Origin of the sequence: Streptomyces sp. NPDC050704 (genome assembly GCF_040654355.1) — a bacterium.
Taxonomy (GTDB): Bacteria; Actinomycetota; Actinomycetes; order Streptomycetales; family Streptomycetaceae; genus Streptomyces.
Map to the genome: position 1 here is coordinate 56,114 of NZ_JBFAHW010000010.1, position 21,572 is coordinate 77,685.

Sequence of the window (21,572 nt, forward strand, 5' to 3'; positions counted from 1 at the left end):
GGAAACAGTGGGGGCAGTAGAGGTCGTGAGAGCAGCAGTAGAGGTCGTGAGAGCAGTGGTGGCCGCGCTGACAGACCGGTGCGTCTGCGAAAGCCCGATCCGGAGGCGCCGGGCTGGGCGCTCCTGACCTTGGGGATCGCCTTGATCCTGGTGCTCTCACCGCGGATCCTGCCGACCCAGGACCGCGAGAACCATGACCGCCAGAACCAGGTCCAGGGCGATCTGATCACCGGCGCCCGTGGCCCCTTCCCCGCCGCGTTCGCCGCCGAGGCGCCGGTCGAGCCCGACCACGTCATACGCCGTACGGTGGCCGACGGCGACGTCCTGGTACACGGACTCGGCATCCGGTGGACGGAGTCCGGCGTGCGGGCGGTGAACCTGCGGACCGGCAAGGAGTACTGGCGCTACGAGCGCCGCGAAGCGGGCGCCGCCGCGGACGCGACGTCGTTCGACGTGTCGGAACGCACCGTGGTGATCGACTTCCGGGACGGCCGCGTCGTCGGCATCGACCTGCGCACGGGCAAGCCGCGGTGGCGCACGGAGACGGAGCCCGAGACCGAGACCGGCGAGGAGGAGCGGTCGCTCGCGGAGGCCATGCACGGCGGGCCGAACGGAATGAACGGGATGAACCAGCTGAACGGGACCGTGAGTCTCGCCGACGGCCAGGCCGTCACCGAGACGACGACGGCTACCGTGCTCGCAGTCTCCGAACGCGACGGCCGGCGTCTGTGGACGGCGAAGGCGCCCAAGTCCTGTCCCGACGTGAGTGTCCGGACCGCGTACGCCTTCCCGGACCACCTGACCGCCGTCCTGGTGGACTGCGACCCGACGAACCCCGAGACCAGTCACGAGCTCCTGCTCGGTGTGGACAACCGCACGGGCGACGTGCTGTGGCAGCGGCCCGCCGACTGGGGCAACCAGCCGCTGAGGGGCGACGAGAACACACTCGTCGCCCTCGACCCGAACCCGCTCACCCCGCGCGCCGTCCACCTGCTCGAAGTGAACCGCGACGGGGTCTCCGAGCGCGCCGACTTCTCCGTGACCCGGGGATACGGGCTCGCCGCCGCGGAGGGCGTCGCGTTGTCCAACATCGACCCGGAGATCTACCACCTCGACTCGAAAACCCTCCTGAGCGCCTACGCCACCAAGAACGGACACCGCATGTGGCGGGTCCGCGCACCGTCCGGCCAGGCGTACGGAGGCCCGGCGATTGCCGACGGCCGCGTGTACGTCGTGCGCCAGCCGATCTTCATCCATGTGAACGGGGACGGCGGAAGCCCGGCCCGGGCCGAGCTGCTCGTCCTCGACGCGGACACCGGACGCCTGCTCCACACCCTGCGGCTGCCCGGCCTGACCGTGCCCGAGGACGTCGACCTGGCCACGCTGAGCGTCTGCGGCATCGGCGGCGGGGCGGTGAGCGTCTGCTGGCCGGGGGAGACGCAAACGCGGATGATCGCCACGGACTGAGCTCTCCGGTCCTGTCCGGCCCTCACACTCCGGTGCTCACACCCCGAGGGCTCACCTGTCCGTCCGGTCCTCGGGCTCCGATGCGCGTCCTCACAGTGCGAAGAGCCGCGCCCCGTTGTCGTGGCACACCGCCCGGAGCCAGTCGTCGCCGAGGCCCGTCCGCTCCAGGGCCTGGAGCTGATGGACGTACGGATACGGGATGTTGGGGAAGTCCGAGCCCAGCAGAATCCGGTCCCCGAGCCCGGCCAGCCGGGGGAGCGCCCGCCGCGGAAAGGGCGCGAGCCGTTCGCTGAAGTCGGTGAACGCCATCGTCGTGTCGAGCCGCACCTCCCCGTACCGCTCGGCGAGACCGAGGAAGTCCTCGTACTCGGGCATGCCCATGTGCGCGACGACCAGCCGCAGCCGGGGGTGCCGGGCGAGCACCTTCTCCACCGGCTCCGGCCCGGTGTGCTTGCCCGGCGAGGGCCCGGACCCGCAGTGGATCACGACCGGTATCCCGGCCTCGGCGAGCAATCCCCAGGCCGGATCGAGCAGTTCGTCCGCCGGGTCGTACGCGCCCACCTGCACGTGCGCCTTGAAGACCCGCGCCCCCTCGTCCACCGCCGTCCGCACGTACGCCCCCACGCCCGGCTCCGGGAACAGGGTCGCCGTATGCAGGCAGTCCGGGGTCCTGCGGGCGAAGTCGACGGCCCACCGGTTCAGCCACTCGGCCATGCCCGGCTTGTGCGGGTAGAGCATCGCCGTGAAGGCACGCACCCCGAACTCCCGCAGCAGACCGACCCGTTCGAGCTCCTCGGCCCGGTAGGTGATGGGCCACGCGACACCGCCGGTCAGCGGCCCGAGCGAGTCGAAGTACGCCCACACCTTCCGCAGGACGCGGTCGGGCATGAAGTGGGTGTGGACGTCGACGAGCCCCGGAAGCCCGAGACGCTCCCAGAACCGGCGTACGTCGCCGGCCTCACCCTCATCTCTCACCCCACGCCCGTCTCCGACTTCACCTTCGCCGTCGCCCTTGCCGTCGCCCTCTTCCGCAACCGGGCCCGCGCCCCGGTCAGGGACCTCAGCCCTGCTCACGCCGGAACCCATGGCTTCGCTCGGCCTTGGCAACATTCAGGGTGCGGCTCTCGTAGCGCTCGGCGCGCCCGTGCCGCTGTGCCGCGCGGTGCTCGACATCGCTCCGCCATTCCTTGATCGCCTCCTCGTCCCGGAAGTACCCGACAGTGAGACAGTGATGGACAGCCCGAGGGTTGAACAGCCCGAGCGATGGACAGCCCGCCCGTCCCACCCGGCGTCCTCCCTCTCCTCCGGGCCGGTGCTCCTCAGAACAGCCCATCCTGGACGCCACCGAACTCCCGCACGGGAACGGTGAGCTGCCCCTCCTCCGCCCCGGCCAGCTGCCAGCCGGCCATGAGCCGCGTATCGAGGACGACGACCCCGCGCTCGGTACGCAGATGCAGATCGGGCCCGGCGGCCGCGACCAACTCCCCACTCATCACACCCCCCGCCACAAGTTCGCCGACCACACCCACGGCCGACGGCAGCCCACTCAGCCCGAACACTCCACCGTGATCGACCGCCTCGAACGGCATCCGCTCCAGGGCCTCCGGCCACCCCCCGAGCCGCACGGCCCGCCCATGCAGTTCGCGAACCTCCGCCACCCGCGCCCCCACCTCCGGCAACGCACTCCGCACGGCCCGCTTGGCGTCGTACGAGATCCGGTCCGGCACCCCCAACGCCGTACGCAACAACTCCTCACTCCGCCGAGCGGCCATCAGCGGGCCCCGCCCCAGCCAGCTGAAGACAACGGCTCCCTGCTCCAGAAGCCGTGCGGACCCACGCTCGACGGCGGTGATCCCGACCTTGACCATTCCCGGCCCGAACCACGCCAGATAGACGGAGTACGGCCGGGGGTCGTCGGCCAGGGTGTCAGCCGCCACGGAGTGAGCCCGGTCCAGCCGCCCGCACTCCTCACACCGCGCGTTGACACTTCGCCCGGCCACCACAGCTCCGACGGCCTCCGTGTCCCCCGTACCCCTCATGGGACAACTGTTCCCACGCGCCCCCACACATCTCCGTACACCCCCGTCGACTACGGCGAACGCGACCCTCTTCCCCCACGGCAACGCACTGCGACGCCCCCCGTCCCACATCAGCACAGGGCTTTCCCCGACCCACCGAAGCCCCGCGCACTTCCACTCCTGTGCCATCACTCACGAGCGTAGAGGCCGGCACTGACAACGGGCGGACACCTGAGGTCCGAGGTCAGGCGCCGGCCTCCGAGCCGCCGGATTCCGCGGTGACAGGCTCCGCGACGACGGGTTGCGATACGGCCGACTTCGAGACGACAGGTTGCGAGACGGTCGACTGTTCCGAGGAGAGAACGACCGCGGAGGCCCTCACCGGCCGCCGCCCCCGCCCGGCCAGCCGGCACCCCACGCACCCGGCATGCCCGTCCCGCGCGGCGCGGTCCCTCACCCGCCAGCCCCGCTCGGCCACCGGCCGGATCCCGGGCGGCTTGCCCCACCCCGACAGATGAAGTCCCCAGGTCACCAGCGCACTGAGCCCCACCACCGCGAGCCCCAGCCAGATCCCGGCCGAGGGCCCCACGGTCATCCCCAGCCCGGCCACCGACGTCCCGATGACGGCTATGGCGAAACCGGTCCATCCGGCAACGGTGTGCCCCTCGTCATGGTGGTGCTCGCTCACGTGCGTACCTCCGGTCGACCGGCGACTAGAATCACTTAGGAGCTAAGTAATTTATCTCACGAGCTAAGGGAATTCCAGATGTCAGGCAGGGAGAACGACAAGAGGGGGAGCGAGAGGGGAGAGGAGAAGGGAAACGGAGGGGAGAAGGGAAGCGGAGGGGGGAACGTGGAGGCTGACGCAAAGGCCCCGAAGGCCCCGGACAGGCAGGCCGGCGCACGCCCACCGGCCACACCGACGGAGGCCCTGTCGGCGATGGACCACCTCATCGCCACCAGCACGGTCGGCCAACAGGAGATGGCCCAGCGCCTGGGCCTGAACGTCACCGACCTGACCTGCTTCGCCTACGTCCTGGAGGCCGGCGAGAACCTCGTCACCGCGGGCGACCTGGCGACCCGTGCCCACGTCACCACCGGCGCGGTCACGGGCATCATCAACCGCCTGGAACGAGCGGGCTACGTGACCCGCCGCCCCGACCAGACCGACCGCCGCCGCGTACGCATCGCCGCGGTTCCGGCGGCGGTCACCCGCGTCACCGCTCTCTACGGCCCGTACTACGCCCGCCTGACCGAGCAGTTCAACGACTACTCCCCTGCCGAAATCGCCGTCCTGAACGACTGGTTCACCCGAACCGGCAAGTTGATGAGCGACTACCTCCAGGAAATCCGCCAGAACACGACGCCGTGAACGGGGCCGGGCCACGGCGCGACCGAGCCCGGAGCCACAACTGTGCGGGCCTTGACGCGTGTTCGCGCATCCCGGCCACCTCACTCCCGTAACCGACGAGCGCAGCGGAACGACGGAATCCGACGCCATCTAAGATCACGAAACACGCGGGCGATACACGTCAACGTGTCGACTGAAAGGCGGAGTTGACCCCCATGCGACCCCCCACGAACAAGCTTCTCCACCGCGGACTCGCCACAGCCGTCGCCGGACTGGTCCTTGCTCTCACCCAGGGCCAGCCGGCCACCGCGAACCCCGCAGTGGGACACGCCCACCGCACGGTCACCACCACCGACGGCGCCACCTTCGCCCTGAAACTGGCCGCCTCCCCGGTCACCCTGCCCTCCTCGGGAGGCACGGTCGGAGTCGCGGGCGCCGGATACAACACGGCACAGGGCATATTCCTCTCGTTCTGCGTCATCCCCGACACCGTCCGGGTCGGTGACCCGTCGACGTACACGTCCTTGCCCACCCCGTGCCTCGGCGGCCGCGAGTCCACGGACGGCTCGTCCCGCCGCATCACCGACACCGGCACGGGCACGCCCGGGGTGACCATCCCCTACGGCCCGAACGGCTCCTTCCACACCACGCTCAACCTCTCCCCCAAGATCGCCGACGACATCGTCTGCGGCACCACCGTGAAGTGCGCGATCGTCACCCGGGCCGACTTCACGGCCACCAACGACCGGACCTTCGACCAGTACATCCCGGTCCACTTCACGCGGTAACCGATCGGCGCCTTCGACACGTGGATGAACCTCACCTGAGGCGCGATCCAGATTTTTCGAAGTTCGGCAGTCCGCGGATGTCGAGAACGTGCCACCGGCTCCGTCCCAGGGACATCAGCGGCCACCCCCGGCCGCACGAGGAAGAAGGAGAAGCCGGCATGGCGATTCAGCGGATGGACAACGTGGGCATCGTCGTCGAGGACATGGATGCCGCCATCGCGTTCTTCGTGGAACTCGGTATGGAGCTGGAGGGCAGGGCGGAGGTCTCGGGCCTCGTCGCCGACCAGTGCACCGGACTCGACGGCGTCCGCTGTGACGTCGCGATGGTCCGGACCCCGGACGGTCACAGCCGGCTCGAACTGTCGAAGTACCACAGCCCCGCGGCGATCAGCGACGGGCCGCGCAACAAGCCGCACAACATTCTGGGCACACACCGCGTCATGTTCGCCGTCGACGACATCAAGGACACCCTTGCCCGCCTGCGCCCTCACGGCGCCGAACTCGTCGGCGAGCTCGCCCGGTTCGAGGACAGCTATCTGCTCTGCTACGTCCGCGGCCCGGAGGGCATCATCGTCGGACTGGCCGAGCAACTGCACTGAGAAGAAGCAACCGAACCACGCAGCCGAACGGCGCCGGGCGGTACCGGCCGATGAGCGGTACCGGCCGATCGCCGGCCGCCGCGGTTGCCGTACTTCGCTGCTGTACGGCACGGAAACGCAAGAAGCCCCGGATCTCTCCGGGGCCTCTTACCTGTGTGCACTCGGCAGGATTCGAACCTGCAACCTTCTGATCCGTAGTCAGATGCTCTATCCGTTAAGCTACGAGTGCTTGTGTGTTCTGTTGTGTTTGCTCTTCCTTCCGGGCTTTTCGGCCTGGTCGGCGTTGCGGGAACAACATTACATGACTGGCGGCGTGAGGCGAAATCCGTTTGTCGGACCCGGCCCGACCTGCGAAAACGACCCAGAAGCGGCCTCGGCGCAGGCCGGCGGCCACCCCGAAACGATCAAGGAACGAGCGAAGCCCCGGTCACTGCTGACCGGGGCTTCGGGATCTTCGGCGGAGGCGGAGGGATTTGAACCCTCGATGGGATTTAAGTCCCAAACCGCATTAGCAGTGCGGCGCCATAGACCGGACTAGGCGACGCCTCCAGCACAACCACCCGCGCGAGCGCGAATGGTGCGTGCAGATGATGACACAGCCGAGCGTGGTGTCACCAATCGCCCCCCACGGTACTAGGCGGAAAGGTCGGAGGGCAAAGCCCTTCTCGCGGCGCAACGTCACGGGGCGGGCGGCGTTAGAAGGGTGGGGCGCACGCCCCTGGCGGACGGAGTCTCGTCAGGACCCGTCAGGGCCCGTCGCGAACCGCCAGAGCTGGTCAGGATCTGCCGCCGAGGCCGATCAGGATCTGCCAGAGGTCATCAGGGCTCGTCAGCGTCAGTCAGCCGTCAGCGGGTTCCTCAGGGAAAGGGAAAGGGGCCCCCAAGATCGCTGCCAGTCCCCCAAGCCCTTCTCCAGTCCCTCTCCAGCCCTTCTCCAACCGCTCCTCCAACGCGTCCCTCCAGAATCCGCCCGCACCCCGTGGAGTTCCCCTTGTTGCGCCGTCTCGCCCTCACCGCCGTCTCCGCCGCCGCGTCCTTCGTCGCGCTGTCCGCCGCGCCCACGGCCGCCGCGTATGCCGAATCGCTGCCCCTCATGCCGCCGCCGGTCAGCGGTGCGGACGACGCCGACCATCTCACCGTGACCGTGCGCGACTCGGGCGGCGGTACGGACGGGACGTACGAGCTGGACTGTCATCCGGTGGGCGGCAGCCATCCCGACGCCCCGGCCGCCTGCGAGCAGTTGGACCGGAAGACCTCCTGGGGCAAGGGCCCCTTCGCGCCGGCTCAACCGGGCGGCATGTGCACGATGCAGTACGGCGGTCCGGCCACCGCGCGGGTCACCGGGACCTGGGCCGGGCAGCCCGTGGACGCGACGTACGAGCGCGGTGACGGGTGCGAGATCGCACGGTGGGACGCCCTGGTACCCGTGCTTCCGCGACTCGGTTCCTAGGCAGGACATGGATTAGGCAGGACATGGATATGGACAGGGCGCGGGCAGGGCATGGGCCGAACACGGACGGGGCAGGGGCGGAGCCGGCCCCGCTCGTGGTTCCGGCAGGTGGGATGGGTGGTCACAGCTTCTCCGTGTCTTCTGTCGTCGTTCTGCGTCCCATCTGCGTGCGACCTCCCTCTCATCCGGCGTCGCGAGCGCAACCACTGCCCGTAGACTCCCTCGCGTGACACGTCGCGGACCGGTTGGCAAGATGGCCCCCGCGGTCGGAAGGGTGCGGTAACAGGGAGGAAGCGTCTCGTGAGCAGCAGGCCATCCCGAGGCGCTGCTCGCCTCGCAGCCATACTCGACGCGCTTCCTGATGCGTTGGTGCTGGTCAACGCCAATGGAACGGTCGTCAACGCCAACACCATCGCCCTGGAGGCCTTCGAGGCCCCGGGCACCGCGTTGGTCGGGCGCGGGCTGCTCGATCTGCTGCCGCAGTTCGACTCCCGGCTCATCCCTGGCACCATGCGGCGGCCCGAGACCGTCGACGAGAGCGGCCGCACCAGGCCCACCCGGATGATCGCCCGCCGCACCGACGGCAGCGAGTTCCCGGTCGAGGTCACGAGCGCGAATCTTGAAAACGGGCAGCAGGCGTACGACGGTTACGGCTACACCAACGACGAGCTGCTGATGCTCGTCGTGCGCGACCTCTCCGGCACCGTCGACACCGAGGCCGAGCTCGCCCGTTCGCAGCGGCAGACGGAGATGATCCTGCGGGCCGCCTCCGAGGGTGTCGTGGGGACGGACACCGACGGACGGGTCGTCCTCGTCAACCCGGCCGCCGCGCAGATACTCGGCTTCCGGGCCAGCGACCTGGGCGGGCAGGAGCTCCACCCGCTGATGCTGCACTCGCGCGCCGACGGCGAGCCCTTCCCGTACGAGGAGTCGCCGCTCGCCGACACCCTGCGCTCCGGGCGCAAGCACCGGGTGCGCGGGCAGGTGGTCTGGTCCAAGAACGGCGACAAGGTGCCGGTCGACCTGACCACCGCACCCGTACGGGACGGTGACCAGCTCGTCGGGGCCGTGATGACCTTCACGGACCGGCGGGCGTACGACACGCTCGCCGAGGAGAAGGACGCCCAGGCCCAGCGGCACCAGGAGGAGCTCGACCGGACCGCCGAGGAGCACGCCGCGGAGCTGGTTTCGCTCCGCGAGCAGCACGGCAGGGAACTCGCCGAGCTGCACGAGGGGCACGAGGAGGAGCTGGCCGCGGGCGACGACCGGTACGCGGCACTCGGCGAGCGCGAGAAGGACCGGTACGAGGCGCTGTCCGCGCGGCACGAACAGTTGCTCGCCGTGCTGGGGCGCTCGCTGCGCGGGCCGCTGGATCAGCTGCGCAATCAGCTCGCGACCCTCGCCGCGGACGACGCCGGCCAGTTGTGGCCCGAGGCCAACCAGGTCCTGCACCACCTCTCGGCCGGCTACTCGCGCATCACCACGCTCGTCGACAACGTGCTCGCCTACCAGCGCCTGGACTCCGGGACCGAGGAGGTCACGCGTACCAAGGTGATGCTGGACGCGGTCGTCGCGGCCGGTGTCGACGGGGCGGTCGAGCTGATCGGCCCCGGGCGGGTGCAGTTCGCCGTGCACGCGCCGCCCATAGAGGCCGAGGTCGACGCGCGGCAGTTGGCGACCGCGCTCGCGCATCTGGTCGCCGACGTCGCCGGCGTCGACTCGACGGGCAACGCGCCCGTCTCGGCCGGCGGCTACATGGACAACACGGTCGTCGTCGCGGCGGCGCAGCGCGGTGAGGTCGTACGGATCGAGGTGCGCGGGCCGTACGCCGGGGGAGACCCGGTGCACGAGCCGATCGTGCGGGGCATCGTGCGCGCCCACGGTGGGGTGCTGCAGACGCATGAGGTGCCGGGGATGAGCGGCAGTGCGTTCGTTCTGGAGGTGCCGATCGGGGGTGGTGCCGGGGCGGTTCCGGCTCCCGGTACGGACGCGGGCGTGGGTGCCGGTGTGGCTGTGATCGCGGGGTCGGACGGAGGCTCGGGCCCGGTTCCGGATGGCGGCGGGTCCGGGGGTCCGGCGGCCGGCGGGGTCGGTTCCGCGCTCGCGCTGCCCGAGCAGGCCTCGCCTCAGGGGGGCGGGCGGCGGCGGGCTCGGCGGGCTTCTGTCGATGCCTTCCTGGAGAGCGGGGACGTGCCCTCGACCGAGACGGCCGTGCCCACCGGGCGGCGCAGGCGGGCCGCCGGGGACGGGGCGCAGGAGGCGCTCGCGGCTCAGGGCGTGCAGGATCCCGCCGATGACGGCGCGGACGGTTCCGGTGGGACCGGGCGGCGGCGCGGGCGGCCGAGTCCGGCCGAAGGCGACGGGGTCGCCGAGGGCGCGGTCGTGACCGCTGCCGAGCACGCGGCCGGTGCCGCGGCCACGGGGCTCGGCGCGACGGTGCCTCCGCAGGGTGTGCCCGCGCCCGGTGGCGGACAGCGTGCGCGGGGAGACGTCGAGCGGCAGGCGCTGCCGGCGGCGCTGCCCGCGGCTCCGTCTGTTGCACCGGATGGGAGTGCGGCTCCGGATGGCGTCGGTGGCGGGGCTCAGCCGAGCGGACGGCGTCGCAGGGCACTGGCCGCCGCGGCGGAGCGTGCGGCGGCTCAGGACGCCGGCCCTCGTGCGGTGTTCGCGCTGCCGCCGGCCGAGGCGGACCGCTCTCCCGAGTACGCCGCTCAGTACGCCGAAGGTCACGGTGCCGAAGGTCACCGCGCCGAAGGCCACGGTCAGGCCGACGACGGGCGTCACGATGTGGCGTTGCAGAACCCGGCCGACGACCACACACCACCCCAGCCGCATCCTCTGCAGGCCCCCAACGGGCGTCGGCGGGCTCGGCGCGGACCTGCCGAGACAGGCGGGGCAGGCGGGGCGGATGGAGCTGCCGGGGCACCGGCGGAGACAGCTGGAGTTTCGGCGGCCAGGGTTCCCGGACAGCAGGGGCTGCCGCAGGGACAAGGAGTTCAGGGAGTTCCCGGGCAAGGCATCCCTGGGTATGCAGGCTCCACGCAAGGTGCCCCTGGTGCTCCCGGCCAGGCCGTGTCGGTTCCAGGCCAGGCCGTGTCGGTTCCCGGGCAGGGTGTGCCCGGGCAACTGCCCCCCGCGCAGGGAGTCCCCGTACCGGAAGTCGCCGTACCGGGCGTTCCCGGCACGCACCCTCAGGTTGCCCCCGGCCAGCCCGTATCCGTGCCTTCCCAGGGAACCCCGGGCCAGAGCGTCCCCGCTCAGGGCGTTCCAGGTCAGGGCGTTCCTGTTCCCGGACAAGCCGTTCCCGCCCAGGGCGTGCCCCAGCCGGGCGCCCCGGGCCAGGCGCTCCCCCCGCAAGCCGCTCCCGGCCAAGCCGCACCCGCAGCTCCCCCGGCCCCCGCGAGTCCCGCGGCTTCGGCACCTTCGGCAGCTGCTTCCGCGGGCGGAGTACCGGCACCGGGCACTCCCGCCCAGGGCAGCCCCGCAGCCGCGCCGCAGGCCGACCAGCCGCAACCGCCCCAGGCCGCTGCCGCGGCAGCGGCCCAGCAGCCGTGGCCGGGCACGGCCGACGGCCTGGCCGGTCCGGAGCACAACCCGGTCCCGGCCCCCGAGCAGCCCCGCGCGGCCCAGCCCCTCCCCGCAGAGGCCGCCGCGCCGCCCATCGACCCCAACTCGACGCAGGGGCGCGCGATCAGCGTGCGCACTCTCGGGCAGGGTGTCCCCTTCGGCCGGCGTATGAACGACGCGCAGCAGCCCCGGCCGAGCCAGCCCGCGCCCGCGGCGCCCCAACCGCTGCCTCAGGCGCAGGCCCAAGGCCAGGCCCAGCCCGCGGCGCAGGCGGGAGCCGCGCCGCAGCCGCAGGCCCCGACGCCTCCCCCGAACGCGACCAACGGTTCCGGTCGGCGCCGGAAGCTCGGCACCCGCCCCGAGCCTGTCGCCGAGCAGGCGGAGGCCGCGGCCCGTCCGCACCCACAGACCGGACCACAGTCCCGGCTGGCCAATACCACCGAGGGCACCGGCCGTTCGTACGCCATAGGAGCTCCCGACGAGAACGCCGACGAAGGTCCGGAGCCGCTCGACGGTCCCGGCGGTGCGGTCGAGGTCGCGAACCGGCCGCAGCCGCAGCCGATGGACGACGAGCTGCCCCCCGAGCCGCTGGACAATCCGCGCCGGCTGCTCGTCTGGCCCGCGCCGGACGTCACCACCCAGCAGGCGCTGAGCGACCGCGGCTATCGGCCCGTCATCGTGCACTCGCGCGAGGAGGTCGACGCGCAGATCGCCGCCTTCCCGGCCGCGCTCTTCGTCGACCCTCTCACCGGTCCCATCACGCGTACGGCGCTCCAGTCACTGCGCCAGGCCGCCGTCGCCGCGGAGGTGCCGGTCCTGGTGACGGCGGGCCTGGGCCTGGCGACGCGCGAGGCGGCGTACGGCGCCGACCCCGCCGTACTCCTCAAGGCTCTCGCCCCTCGTGACAGCGACCAGCACCCGCCGCGCGTCCTGCTCATCGAGGAGCACGCGGAGATCGCGCTCGCGCTGACCTCGACCCTGGAGCGCCGCGGGATGCAGGTGGCACGCGCCTCGTCCGACGCGGACGCTGTCACGCTGGCCGGGCAGATGCGGCCGAACCTGGTCGTGATGGACCTGATGCAGGTACGCCGCCGACGTGCCGGAATCGTCGACTGGCTGCGCGCGAACGGACAGCTCAACCGCACGCCGCTCGTCGTCTACACCGCCGCCGTCGACCCGACCGAACTCCCGCGCCTGGCCGCGGGGGAGACGGTGCTGTTCCTGGCCGAACGGTCGACGAGTGCCGAAGTACAGAGTCGGATCGTGGACTTGCTGGCACGGATCGGTACGAACTAGGTCGTTTCTGATGGCTCTTGTGCGGTGGGTGGATCAGCTTCTGGTCCGGGCAGGCGTCGGGCATGGTACGGCGACATGAACTGACCGATGCGCAGTGGCAGAAGATCGAGTCCTTGCTGCCGGCTAACGGTCGGCCTGGCGGGCAGTGGTCCGATCACCGGACGGTGGTCAACGGGGTGTTGTTCCGGGCCCGTACCGGGGTGCCCTGGCCGGACCTGCCGGGGCGGTACGGGCCCTGGCAGACCGTCTATGAACGGCATCGCCGCTGGTCGGCGGACGGTACCTGGCAGCGGATCCTGGCCGAGCTGCAGATCGAGGCCGATGCCGGCGATCCGGATGGCGCCCTGGCCCGCGAGCGGGAGCGGGAGCGGGAGTGGGCGGTGAACATCGACTCCACCTCTTGCCGGGCTCATCAGCATGCGGCCGGGGCCCGGCACCGGCCGCCGCGCGACTTCCCGGAAAAGGGGGCGGGGCGCGTGTGGAGGCCGATGGGCGGGAGGCACTGGGGCGCTCACGGGGCGGGCCGACCACCAAGGTCCATCTGCTGGCCGACGACCGGGCCCGCCCGCTGACCTGGCTCACCTCGCCGGGCCAGCGGGGCGACAGCCCCATGCTCCTGCCGGTGCTGGAGACGCTGCGCGTTCCTCGCCGCGGACCCGGCCGCCCGCGCCGCCGCCCGGACCGGGTGCGCGGCGACAAGGCGTACTCCAGTCGCGACAACCGTGCCTACCTGCGCCGTCGGGGCATCAAAGCGACCATCGCGGAGCCGGACGACCAGCGGGCCCACCGCCGCAACCGTGGCCGGGCCGGCGGCCGTCCGCCCGCCTTCGACAAGACCCAGTACCGGCGGCGCAGCGCGGTCGAGCGCTGCGTCAGCAAGTGGAAACAGTTCCGGTCCGTGGCCAGTCGCTACGACAAGCGTGACTACATCTTCAACGGCACCCTCACCATCACCGCGATCCTCATCTGGCTCCGCGACACCGTCCAAGAGCCATCAGAAACGACCTAAGCGTGTGCAGACGTGGGTTGGGGCACTGTTTCACGTGAAACAGTGCCCCAACCCACGGACTGACTGGCCCAAAGCTCATCAGAAAGCAGGCAGTTCAGCAGAGCAGACCGTCAGATCTGCGTGACGTCCATCTCGCCCTGCGCGTACTTCCTGCGCAGTACCTTCTTGTCGAACTTGCCGACGCTCGTCTTCGGCACCGCCTCGATGATCGTCCAGCGCTCGGGGAGCTGCCACTTGGCGATCTTGCCGTCGTCGGCGAGGAAAGCGCGCAGGGACTCGAAGTCGGCGCTGGAGCCTTCCTTCAGCACGACGGTGGCGAGAGGACGTTCGCCCCACTTGTCGTCCGGGACTGCGACAACAGCGGCTTCGACGACGTCCGGGTGGGCCATGAGGGCGTTCTCCAGGTCGACCGAGGAGATCCACTCACCGCCGGACTTGATGACGTCCTTGGCGCGGTCGGTGAGGGTCAGGAAGCCGTCGGGGCTGATCGTGCCGACGTCGCCGGTCTTGAGCCAGCCGTCCTCGCTGAACTTGTCGGCGGGACGCAGGACTTCGGCGTCCTGACCGCCGTAGTACGCGCCGGCGACCCACGGGCCGCGCACCTCCAGCTCCCCCGCCGACTCGCCGTCCCACGGCAGCCGCTCGCCGCCCGGACCGGTCAGCCGGGCCTCGACGCCCGCCGGGAAACGGCCCTGCGTGAGACGGTACGCGAACTCCTTGTCCGTACCGACCGCGTCGGCCGGAGGCCGTGCGATCGTGCCGAGCGGCGAGGTCTCCGTCATGCCCCAGGCGTGGCAGACACGCATGCCCAGCTCGTCGAAGGCCTTCATGAGCGCGGGCGGACAGGCGGAGCCGCCGATGGTGACCTGGGTCAGCGAACTGACGTCCCGGGGCTTGGCCTTGAGCTCCCCGAGCAGCCCCTGCCAGATGGTCGGGACGGCGGCCGCGTGCGTCGGGCGCTCGCTCTCGATCATCTCGGCGAGCGGGCCGGGCTGGAGGAACCGGTCCGGCATCAGCACGTTCACGCCGGTCATGAACATCGCGTGCGGCAGCCCCCAGGCGTTCACATGGAACTGCGGGACCACGACGAGGGACGTGTCCGCGTCGGTGAGACCCATGGACTGGGCCATGTTGACCTGCATCGAGTGCAGGTAGATGGAGCGGTGCGAGTAGATGACGCCCTTGGGGTCGCCGGTGGTGCCGGAGGTGTAACACATGGCCGCGGCCTGGCGCTCGTCGAGCTCCGGCCAGTCGTAGCTGTCCGGCTTGTCCGCGATCAGGTCCTCGTACTCGTGCACCTGGACCGTCGCCCCGGCGAGCAGCGAACGGTCGCCCGGCCCGGAGATGACCACGTGCTCGACCGACTTGAGGTGCGGCAGCAGCGGCGCGAGCAGCGGAAGCAGCGACCCGTTGGCCACGACCACCTTGTCGTCGGCGTGGCTGACGATCCAGACAAGCTGCTCGGGGGGCAGCCGGAGGTTGAGCGTGTGCAGGATCGCGCCCATGGCGGGGATGGCGTAGTACGCCTCGACATGCTCGGCGTTGTTCCACATCAGCGTCGCGACCCGGTCGTCGTCACGGACGCCCAGGTCTTCGCGCAGCGCGTGCGCCAGCCGGGCCGCCCGGACTCCGATCTCGGCGAAGGAACGCCGCTGCGGCTCACCCTCACCGGTCCAGGTGATCACCTGCGACGATCCGTGGATGGTTGACCCGTGGGTCAGAATCCTCGAGATCAGCAGCGGTACGTCCTGCATCGTGCTCAGCACGGCGTCCTCCCGGGGGCGACATTGCCTACGCGGTAGTAAGGGTTGGGCTGATTCTGCTCACATACCGCTCGGTATGTCACTAGTACCGAGAATGATCGATCAAGGACAGGCCTCTCAGGCCGTCACAGGCGTCCCGCTGCTCGCACGCGGCTTCCACGACGGTGCCCTGCCGGTCAGCGGACAGGACCGAGTTCGGGGTCCTCACGAAGCTTGCCCAGTGCACGCGACACCGCCGACTTGACCGTGCCGATCGACACGTCCAGCACCTCCGCCGTCTGCGCCTCACTCAGGTCCTCGTAGTACCGCAGTACGACCATCGCCCGCTGCCGCGCCGGCAACTTCATGATCGCGCGCCACATCGCGTCGTGCAGCGCCTGCTGCTCCGCCGGGTCCCCGGCAGGCGGAGCCTCCGGCTCCGGCAGTTCGTCGCACGCGAACTCGTCGACCTTCCGCTTCCGCCACTGCGACGTCCGCGTGTTCAGCAACGCCCGCCGCACATAACCGTCGAGCGCCCGGTGATCCTCGATGCGCTCCCAGGCGACGTACGTCTTCGTCAGCGCGGTCTGCAGCAGGTCCTCCGCGTCGCTCGGATTCGCGGTGAGCGAGCGCGCGGTACGCAGCAGCACCGGTTGGCGAGCCTTCACGTACGAGGAGAACGACGGGTACGCAAGGGTCCGCGTCGCCGCATTCGAAGCGCTGGTGCAGACGGTTGTGGTCATAGCTCCACGCTAGGAGTGCCCCCTACTCCAGCGGATCGGCCGCAGGTCCCGAAGCCGTGTCCGCCTCAGGTTGTAGGAAGGGGGTTGACCCCACCTCCTGAAGGTGGACGCCAGGGCCCGGCACCCTGAGGGTTCACCCCTGAGAGACGGCTCCCCTGGTAGTACCCCGGGACCCGGAGTGGTCCCGGGGCAGTAGGGCCTCGCTCCGCGACGGTTCCGGGGGACCAGGGAGGTGCCACTGCCGCGCAGTACACACGTGCGGGGCGAGGACCGCGCCGCGGGGCAGCCGCACCGAGACTCGGCGACAACCCTGCCCAGCCTCCCCGGACTTCACTCGGACCCTGACCGTCACCCCCGGCCATTCCGGGGACCGCGGGGTCCGCAGATCCGCGGGTCCGCCGGGCCGGCCGGGTCCGCCAGGGCCGCCAGAGCCGCCAGGGCCGCCAGGGCCGCCAGGGCCGCCAGGGCCGCCAGGGCCGCCAGGGAAGGCAACACCTCCCTCCGGGAGCGGGAGCCCCGGGACAACTCGTCCCCGTCAGCCGATGCGCGCGACCGGCGCGTGCACCAGGTTGCGGTCGATCAGAAGCGTGCGGCCACCGTGCCGCTCACGTGCGTTCCCCGCGTACTGGTGAATGCGCCGCGCCGGCACCCACGCGGACGGCCGCAGCACGGGTTCCCGGTACAGACCGGCCCGTACTCCCCACCGCGCGAACCACATCACCGACGGAAGATCCCGCACCCCCGCCCGCCGTGCACTCTCCATGTGCCGGACCCCGGACTCGGCGCTGCTGTAGAACCCCGGCAGATACCCCCGTCGCCACACCTCCCGGTCCCAGCCCCGCACGAACAGGAGCGTGGATCGAGCACACCTCTTGTTCCGGTACCCATAAGCCTCCATGTCCAGGTAGATCGGGCTGCCCGGCCGAATACCGAGCGCCGCCGCCTTCCGTACCGCGTCGCGCGCCTCCGCCGTCCCCTGCCGCCAGGGGTGCCGGCCGATGCGTACGTTCCTCTTGTGCTCCGCGAACACACAGGTCGCCTGCGAGCCCACGTACAGCGGCAGCACCTGCCAGCCCTGCCCCCGCACCGCCCTCATCCATCGGTGGCTCAGATGCGGCTGCGCCCGGCAGGCCCGCCCGCGCCCGCCGATGTAGACCCCCACCGCCCGGTACCGCGACGCCCGCCAACGCCGCATGGTCTCCGCGGACGGCGCGAGACAGGTGTCGAACGCGCGGCCCTTGAAGACGGGCGCCTTGGGCCGTGCCCGGGGATCCGGGGCGTGAGCAGCCACCTCACCGCCAGCCCCGGCACCGGCACCGGCTCCACTGTTGGCCCCCGGTGGGCCGGAGGCACCCGCCCGGCCTGCCCCTCCCACGGCTCCCGCGGCTCCCGGTGTCCACGGGCCCGCCTCCGCCGGTGGTGCCGCGGTGAGCCCCAGCAGGAGCAGCACGAACCCGAGTCCGACGGTCACCCTTTGACGACGCAGCCAACGCATAGGGCGAGTGAACGGTCCCGCACCGGCCCCCGGCCCAGGACACGCACCGCGTTCATCCGTCCGCCCCCGGAATCAGCCCCGATCGTCCGAACCCAGGATCAGCCCCGACGTGGGAACCCCTGTCCCCGCGGTCACCATGACCCGACGGGCGCCGGGTATCTGGTTCACGGACGTCCCGCGCAGTTGCCGTACCCCCTCCGCCACGCCGTTCATCCCGTGCAGATACGCCTCCCCGAGCTGCCCTCCATGCGTGTTCAGCGGCAGCCTCTCCTCGGCGACGAAGTCCGCGGCCTCACCCGGCTTGCAGAACCCGAACTCCTCCAGCTGCATCAGCACGAACGGCGTGAAGTGGTCGTACAGAATCCCCACGTCGATCCCGGCCGGCGTCAGCCCCGACGTACGCCACAGCTGCCGCGCCACCACGCCCATCTCCGGCAGCCCGGTCAGGTCGTCCCGGTAGAAGCTGGTCATCTGCTCCTGCGCCCGTCCCGCGCCCTGGGCGGCCGCGGTGATCACGGCGGGCGGATGCGGCAGGTCGCGCGCCCGCTCCACCGAGGTGACGACGAGGGCCTGGCCGCCGTCGGTCTCCTGGCAGCAGTCCAGCAGCCGCAACGGCTCGACGATCCAGCGCGAGGCGGCATGGTCGGCGAGCGTGATCGGTTTGCCGTGGAAGTACGCCGCCGGGTTGGTCGCCGCGTGCTTCCGGTCGACCACCGCCACATGTCCGAACGCCTCGGGCGTCAGTCCGTACGTGTGCAGATACCGCTGGGCCGCCATCGCCACCCATGACGCGGGGGTGAGCAGGCCGAAGGGCAATGACCAGCCGAGCGCGGCGCCCTCAGCCGACGGCTCCCGGCGCTGCACACCGGAACCGAATCTCCGACCCGACCGCTCGTTGAACGCCCGGTAGCAGACCACCACTTCGGCCACCCCCGCGGCCACCGCGAGCGCGGCCTGCTGGACGGTCGCGCAGGCCGCCCCGCCCCCGTAGTGAATCCGCGAGAAGAAGGACAGCTCTCCCATACCGGCCGCCTGTGCCACGGTGATCTCCGGGCTGGTGTCCATCGTGAACGTCACCATCCCGTCCACATCGGCCGCCGTGAGCCCCGCGTCGTCGAGCGCGGCCCGCACAGCCTCCACCGCAAGCCGCAGCTCACTGCGTCCCGAGTCCTTGGAGAACTCGGTGGCCCCGATCCCGACGATCGCCGCCCGTCCGCCTAGGCTGTCCCTCGTCCGTACGCTCATGACCGGCCCCCGGACCCGTCCGAAGCCGCGGCGCCGACACCGGCCGTGTCCTCCGCCGGAACCGCACCCGAGGCCGCCCCGGCAGCCGAGTCCTCCCCGGCAACCATGCCGGCCACCGGGAGAGTGACCGTCACCGTCCCCGTGACGTGTCTGCCGATGCCGTTGCTCCCGACGACCCGCACCGTCGCCCTGTCGCCCACGACCTCCTCCACCGTGCCGGTCAACACCATCGTGTCGCCCGGGTAGTTGGGGGCGCCCAGTCTGATCGACACCCCGCGCAGCACGGCCCCGGACCCGAAGTAGTCGGTGATGTAGCGGCCGACCAGCCCGTTGGTCGTCAGGATGTTCATGAAGATGTCCGGCGAACCCTTCTGCCGCGCGAGCTCCGCGTCGTGGTGCACGTCCTGGTAGTCGCGCGACGCGATCGCCCCGGCGACGATGAGTGTGCGGGTGATCTCGATCTCCAGCGGCGGCAGTTCGTCCCCTGCCCGCACCGGGCCGACGTCGGTGTTCACGCGTCCCCCTCTCCGTGCACGATCAACTCGCCCAATTCCTGGAGCACTTCGCTCCCGCAGCCCAGATACGCGTCCAGCTGCCGCCCCCACAGAAAGTGCCGGTGCACGGGATGGTCGAGATCGGCCCCCGTGCCGCCGTGCAGATGCTGCCCCGTGTGCACGACACGCTGCCCCGCCTCCGACGCCCACCAGGCGGCGGTCAGCGCGTGCGTGGCGTAGTCCAGCCCTTCGTCACGCCGCCACGCTGCTTCGTACGCCGTGACCCGTATCGCCTCCGTGTCCATGTACGCGTCCGCCGCCCGGAGTTGGACTCCCTGCTTGGCCGCGAGCGGTCGCCCGAACTGCTCACGGCTGTTGGTGTGGGCCACCGCGCGGGCCACCGAACCCGCGCACACCCCGGCCTGCAGCCCCGCGAAGGCGGTACGAGCGGTGGCGAGCACATCGTCGTACGCCCCGGCGTCGTCCGCGTCCGGGCCGCCGAGCCGCTCGCCCGGAGTGCCGTCCAACGTCAGCCGCCCCGCCGACCAAGGCGCCGTCAGCTCGACGGGCTCGCACCGCGCATCGGCGGTCCGCACCAGCCACAGTCGGCGTTCGTCGTCCGCGACCAGGACGTGCGTGGCGTCGCCGAGCCACGGCACCACAGGGACAACACCGCTCAACTCCCCGGACACGCCCGCCTTTACGACAGCGGCAGCTTCGGGCAGCGCCCCGCTCACCACCACCGTCCCGTCGCCCATCCCCGGCAGCAGCCGCTCTCGCTGCTCCGCCGAACCGTGTGCCGACACCGCCAGCAGCCCGTACACGGCGCTCACCGCGAACGGCACCTGCGCCGTCGTCCGCCCCTGTTCCTCCAGCAGGAGCACCAGCCCGAGAAGGCCTGTGTCCTCGACGGCGGCCAGAAGCCCGGCCTCGCACAGTGCCTTCCACAGCTCGGCGTCACTGCCCGTCCCGGCGGCAGCCAGTCGCTCGGGTGTGGACAGGTCGCCGAAGATCCGCGCCGCCAGGTCACGAGCCGCCGTCTGCTCCTCCGTGGGCGTGAAGTCCATGTCAGCCACCGCTCCCCTCGACGGCGCGGAAGAGCGGCAGCTCCAGCTCCTCGTCCACCCGCTCGAATTCCAGCCGCACCGGCATCCCGATCCGCACCCGGTCGTACGGCACCCCCACCACGTTGCTGATCATCCGCACGCCCTCGGCAAGCTCGATGAGCCCGACCGCGTACGGCCTGGCCACGTGCGGTCCGGACGCGGACGACCCGGACGCGGACGACCTGGACGGGCCGAACGGGCCGGACGCGGCCGCGCCATGATCGGGCCCGGAGAAGGCCGGGAAAGGCGGGTGATGCATCACCACGTACGAGTAGACGATCCCCTCACCGGCCGCCTCGACGGTGTCCCACTCCAGGCACCCGCACGCGTTGCACCCCGGCAGCCAGGGAAAGCGGAGCGTCTTGCATCCGTCGCAGCGCTGGATGAGCAGCCGGTGCCGGGACACGCCCTCCCAGAAGCCGGCGTTGTCGCGGTTGACGACGGGGCGAGGACGCCGGGGGCGTACATCCTTCGCGCCCGCCTCCCCAGCCGCCGGTCCCGCCCGTTCCGCCGACTCCTCCGAGGCCCCGGTAGTCCCTCTAGCCCCGGTAGTGCTGGTAGCCCCTGTAGCGCCGGTGACCGCGATGGTCCTGGTGGGCCCCAACGCCGCCGCCCCTCTCCCTGCCACCGCCCCTGCCCCCGCCTTGGACGCCGTCTCCGCTCCCCTTGGAATCGCCCCCGCCGTCTCCGTAGTACTCGCTCTCCGCGCCGCAGGCACGTACTTGAGGATCCGGAACCGGTGCGTCCCCGCCGGCTCACCGCCCGCCCGTACATCCATCCGCGTCGTGACGAAGTACCCCGTCCCCAACTTGGTCGTCTTGCGCTCGGAGACCGACTCGATCACCGCGTCGAAGGTGATCTCATCCCCTGGCCGCAGCGGCCGCAGATACTCCTGCTCGCAGTCGGTGGCGACGACCGACGTGTACCCCGCGCCGTCGAGCAGCCCGAGCAACTCGTCGTACGCCTCGGAACGCCCTCGCCCTCCGCCCCCGTGCCCGGACAGACCCCCCATCGTCCACGCCTGGAGCATGGTGGGCGGCGCTACGGCGTCCGGCCCCGCATACGCCGGATTCGTGTCTCCCATCGCCTCGCACCAGTGCCTGATCATCGGCTCGTTGACCAGGTCCTTGCCGACACCCCCGACGGCGGCCGCCCGCCCCTCGTACGCCTTCAGCCGCGCGTACACGTCCTCATGGCCGCCC

16 protein-coding genes, 2 tRNA genes and 1 pseudogene are annotated in these 21,572 nt (G+C 71.2%); 7 read left to right on the forward strand and 12 right to left on the reverse strand.

The annotated features are described in order from the left end of the window. Positions 1-78: 78 nt before the first annotated feature. Positions 79-1,467, forward strand: a complete 1,389-nt coding sequence (locus AB0I18_RS07745; protein WP_363104477.1) for a PQQ-binding-like beta-propeller repeat protein — start codon at positions 79-81, stop codon at positions 1,465-1,467. 90 nt (positions 1,468-1,557) lie between these two features. Here the strand turns inward: AB0I18_RS07745 and AB0I18_RS07750 are convergent, their stop codons facing one another. The 3 genes from AB0I18_RS07750 to AB0I18_RS07760 form a co-directional block, all read right to left on the reverse strand. Then, a complete protein-coding gene (locus tag AB0I18_RS07750; RefSeq protein ID WP_363104478.1) occupies positions 1,558-2,442 on the reverse strand; it encodes an amidohydrolase family protein in 885 nt (294 codons plus the stop codon). 344 nt (positions 2,443-2,786) lie between these two features. After that, on the reverse strand, positions 2,787-3,674 hold the full coding sequence (locus tag AB0I18_RS07755) for a DUF2797 domain-containing protein (RefSeq protein WP_363104479.1): 888 nt from the start codon (positions 3,672-3,674) through the stop codon (positions 2,787-2,789). Positions 3,675-3,729: 55 nt separating this feature from the next. After that, a complete protein-coding gene (locus AB0I18_RS07760; RefSeq protein WP_363104480.1) occupies positions 3,730-4,173 on the reverse strand; it encodes an HGxxPAAW family protein in 444 nt (147 codons plus the stop codon). Positions 4,174-4,425: 252 nt separating this feature from the next. Between AB0I18_RS07760 and AB0I18_RS07765 the strand changes: the two genes are divergently transcribed. The 3 genes from AB0I18_RS07765 to AB0I18_RS07775 all read left to right on the forward strand — a co-directional run bounded on the left by AB0I18_RS07765 (position 4,426) and on the right by AB0I18_RS07775 (position 6,223). Then, positions 4,426-4,857: a MarR family transcriptional regulator gene (locus AB0I18_RS07765; protein ID WP_363104572.1), complete on the forward strand. Its 432-nt coding sequence runs from the start codon at positions 4,426-4,428 to the stop codon at positions 4,855-4,857. A gap of 194 nt (positions 4,858-5,051) precedes the next feature. Beyond that, positions 5,052-5,624 carry a hypothetical protein gene (locus AB0I18_RS07770; protein ID WP_363104481.1) on the forward strand — a complete coding sequence of 191 codons (573 nt, stop codon included), beginning with the start codon at positions 5,052-5,054 and terminating at the stop codon, positions 5,622-5,624. A 158-nt stretch (positions 5,625-5,782) separates the two neighbouring features. Continuing rightward, positions 5,783-6,223 carry a VOC family protein gene (locus AB0I18_RS07775; RefSeq protein WP_363104482.1) on the forward strand — a complete coding sequence of 147 codons (441 nt, stop codon included), beginning with the start codon at positions 5,783-5,785 and terminating at the stop codon, positions 6,221-6,223. Positions 6,224-6,379: 156 nt separating this feature from the next. Here the strand turns inward: AB0I18_RS07775 and AB0I18_RS07780 are convergent. Continuing rightward, positions 6,380-6,452, reverse strand: a tRNA-Arg gene (locus AB0I18_RS07780). Positions 6,453-6,681: 229 nt separating this feature from the next. After that, positions 6,682-6,772 (reverse strand) — tRNA-Ser (locus tag AB0I18_RS07785). A 442-nt stretch (positions 6,773-7,214) separates the two neighbouring features. Here AB0I18_RS07785 and AB0I18_RS07790 point away from each other — a divergent pair. The 3 genes and pseudogenes from AB0I18_RS07790 to AB0I18_RS07800 all read left to right on the forward strand — a co-directional run bounded on the left by AB0I18_RS07790 (position 7,215) and on the right by AB0I18_RS07800 (position 13,545). Continuing rightward, a complete protein-coding gene (locus AB0I18_RS07790) occupies positions 7,215-7,673 on the forward strand; it encodes an SSI family serine proteinase inhibitor (RefSeq protein ID WP_363104483.1) in 459 nt (152 codons plus the stop codon). A 300-nt stretch (positions 7,674-7,973) separates the two neighbouring features. Continuing rightward, positions 7,974-12,536 carry a PAS domain-containing protein gene (locus AB0I18_RS07795; RefSeq protein WP_363104484.1) on the forward strand — a complete coding sequence of 1,521 codons (4,563 nt, stop codon included), beginning with the start codon at positions 7,974-7,976 and terminating at the stop codon, positions 12,534-12,536. Positions 12,537-12,598: 62 nt separating this feature from the next. Beyond that, positions 12,599-13,545, forward strand: a pseudogene (locus tag AB0I18_RS07800) (IS5 family transposase). Between the two features lie 110 nt (positions 13,546-13,655). On the opposite strand, the gene AB0I18_RS07805 reads toward AB0I18_RS07800, so the two are convergent. The 7 genes from AB0I18_RS07805 to AB0I18_RS07835 all read right to left on the reverse strand — a co-directional run bounded on the left by AB0I18_RS07805 (position 13,656) and on the right by AB0I18_RS07835 (position 21,556). After that, a complete protein-coding gene (locus AB0I18_RS07805) occupies positions 13,656-15,299 on the reverse strand; it encodes a long-chain fatty acid--CoA ligase (RefSeq protein ID WP_363104573.1) in 1,644 nt (547 codons plus the stop codon). Between the two features lie 185 nt (positions 15,300-15,484). Beyond that, entirely contained in the window at positions 15,485-16,030 is a 546-nt protein-coding gene (locus AB0I18_RS07810; protein WP_363104485.1) for a SigE family RNA polymerase sigma factor, read from the reverse strand. Between the two features lie 535 nt (positions 16,031-16,565). Then, positions 16,566-17,321 (reverse strand): glycoside hydrolase domain-containing protein, encoded by a 756-nt coding sequence (locus AB0I18_RS07815; protein ID WP_363104574.1) that lies wholly within the window; start codon positions 17,319-17,321, stop codon positions 16,566-16,568. A 276-nt stretch (positions 17,322-17,597) separates the two neighbouring features. After that, the gene (locus AB0I18_RS07820) at positions 17,598-18,770 is read right to left on the reverse strand and encodes a lipid-transfer protein (RefSeq protein WP_363104486.1); all 1,173 of its coding nucleotides are present in this window, start codon (positions 18,768-18,770) and stop codon (positions 17,598-17,600) included. After that, on the reverse strand, positions 18,767-19,264 hold the full coding sequence (locus AB0I18_RS07825; RefSeq protein ID WP_363104575.1) for a MaoC family dehydratase: 498 nt from the start codon (positions 19,262-19,264) through the stop codon (positions 18,767-18,769). Before AB0I18_RS07825 ends, AB0I18_RS07820 begins: the two co-directional genes overlap by 4 nt. Before the next feature lie 17 nt (positions 19,265-19,281). Beyond that, positions 19,282-20,331 (reverse strand): acyl-CoA dehydrogenase family protein, encoded by a 1,050-nt coding sequence (locus tag AB0I18_RS07830; protein ID WP_363104487.1) that lies wholly within the window; start codon positions 20,329-20,331, stop codon positions 19,282-19,284. A gap of 1 nt (position 20,332) precedes the next feature. Then, the gene (locus AB0I18_RS07835) at positions 20,333-21,556 is read right to left on the reverse strand and encodes an OB-fold domain-containing protein (RefSeq protein WP_363104576.1); all 1,224 of its coding nucleotides are present in this window, start codon (positions 21,554-21,556) and stop codon (positions 20,333-20,335) included. Positions 21,557-21,572 lie beyond the last annotated feature (16 nt).

Bases quoted from the DNA above. Each gene is read 5' to 3' on its own strand.
- AB0I18_RS07755 (WP_363104479.1), bottom strand. From the start codon at position 3,674: ATGGCACAGGAGTGGAAGTGCGCGGGGCTTCGGTGGGTCGGGGAAAGC.
- AB0I18_RS07765 (WP_363104572.1), top strand. From the start codon at position 4,426: ATGGACCACCTCATCGCCACCAGCACGGTCGGCCAACAGGAGATGGCC.
- AB0I18_RS07770 (WP_363104481.1), top strand. From the start codon at position 5,052: ATGCGACCCCCCACGAACAAGCTTCTCCACCGCGGACTCGCCACAGCC.
- AB0I18_RS07775 (WP_363104482.1), top strand. From the start codon at position 5,783: ATGGCGATTCAGCGGATGGACAACGTGGGCATCGTCGTCGAGGACATG.
- AB0I18_RS07805 (WP_363104573.1), bottom strand. From the start codon at position 15,299: ATGCAGGACGTACCGCTGCTGATCTCGAGGATTCTGACCCACGGGTCA.
- AB0I18_RS07810 (WP_363104485.1), bottom strand. From the start codon at position 16,030: ATGACCACAACCGTCTGCACCAGCGCTTCGAATGCGGCGACGCGGACC.
- AB0I18_RS07820 (WP_363104486.1), bottom strand. From the start codon at position 18,770: ATGAGCGTACGGACGAGGGACAGCCTAGGCGGACGGGCGGCGATCGTC.
- AB0I18_RS07830 (WP_363104487.1), bottom strand. From the start codon at position 20,331: ATGGACTTCACGCCCACGGAGGAGCAGACGGCGGCTCGTGACCTGGCG.